The 1,390-nt window shown below is 71.8% G+C and carries 1 protein-coding gene; it reads right to left on the reverse strand.

Going from position 1 to position 1,390, the window contains the following annotated elements:
- Window positions 1–91 precede the first annotated feature (91 nt).
- Window positions 92–670 carry a DUF3105 domain-containing protein gene (locus MCM47_RS40725; protein ID WP_238859338.1) on the reverse strand — a complete coding sequence of 193 codons (579 nt, stop codon included), beginning with the start codon at window positions 668–670 and terminating at the stop codon, window positions 92–94.
- Window positions 671–1,390: the final 720 nt, after the last annotated feature.

Raw genomic sequence — 1,390 nt, forward strand, 5'->3', positions numbered from 1 at the left:
GCCCGCCGCATCCCGGCCCCGCCCGCGACGGCCGGCGCGGACCGGCACGGGGCGGCGGCGCCCCCGGCCGACGCGCCGCAGTCCCCGGGCGCTACGGCATGAGCCCGTCCGTGCACGGAGCGCCGGGCTCCGGCGTCTGCGGCCCCTGCACGTACTGGGCGAGGAAGGCGTCCACGCGGGGGTCGGTCGGGCTGTCCACCACCAGCTGGTTGCCCCAGGCGGTGAGGGTGATCTTCCCCTGCTCCGCCGGGTAGGGGCTCATGAAGGTGTACGGCTTGCCCTGGACCTTGGCCGCGAGTGCGGCGACGTCGGCCGGGGACGCCTGGTCGTTGTAGGTGATCCAGACCGCGCCGTGCTCCAGGGAGTGGACGGCGTTCTCGTCGGGGACGGGCCGGGTGTAGACGGCTCCGTTGCAGTCGAGCCAGACCGGACTGTGGTCGCCGCCGACGGGCGGGGTCTGCGGGTAGGCCACCGGCGTCTGCACGTGCGTACGCCCGAGCTTGCCGAAGGTCTGCACGCCCGCGATCGGGGCCTTGCTCGTGGGCGCGCCGTCGTCGGCGGTGGTGACGGCCCAGATGCCGCCCGCGAGCACGCCGGCCACGATGAGACCGGCCACCGCCGAGTACACGATCTTCCGGCGGCGCTTGCGCCGCTGGTCCTCCCGGTGCATCGCCTCGGTTCTGGCACGCCGGTCGTCGGACCGTTTCCTGGGAGCAGCAGCCATGGCCGGGCCCCTCTCGCCGCCGCGCGGGCGCACGGCGTTCAGCTCCAGTATCGCCGTCGAGCGCGTGGGCCGCCCGGGGCGCCTGCCGGCCGCCGGGGCCGCGACCCGACATTCCCACTCTCCGCGTCCTATGTGATCAGCTCATATGGATAGCACCCGCAAAGCCAATTCTTTCAGTTTATTAGTTGCCCCGGGGCCGCCACGGCCTCCCCACCGCCGTCGACCTGGACGTTCCGAACGGGCACCAAGGTTCAGCATGGGTTGGGGAATTCCGATCCATTGACACGATCACCACATCCTCATCACCCTTGGCTCATCGCCGAAGCTGGCGTGAATTGATGTCAGCTGTCCATTCACACCAGCTGATGGCGCTGTTGAAGACCAGTCACCGAAGGAGGTGTGTGCGATGAAGAAGATCGTCGTCCGCAAGGCCGGCCCGGTCCGCCTGACCAGCGCGGCCCGCGCGCTGTACCTGCCGTGGTCCTGCGCCGTGCAGAACTGACCGACCCCTCCCCCGGGGCAGAGGGGGAACGCGGTGCGGGCCGGCCACACGCCGGCCCGCACCGCTCCACCCCGCCCCCGCCTACCTCGCGCAGGAGGACCCGTGCACTCCTCCACGGACAGCGGCTCCACCGTCCCCGGCCTCGATCTGGACCGGCCGGTCCC

The organism is Kitasatospora sp. A2-31 (genome assembly GCF_022288725.1).
In the GTDB taxonomy this organism is placed as follows: domain Bacteria; phylum Actinomycetota; class Actinomycetes; order Streptomycetales; family Streptomycetaceae; genus Kitasatospora.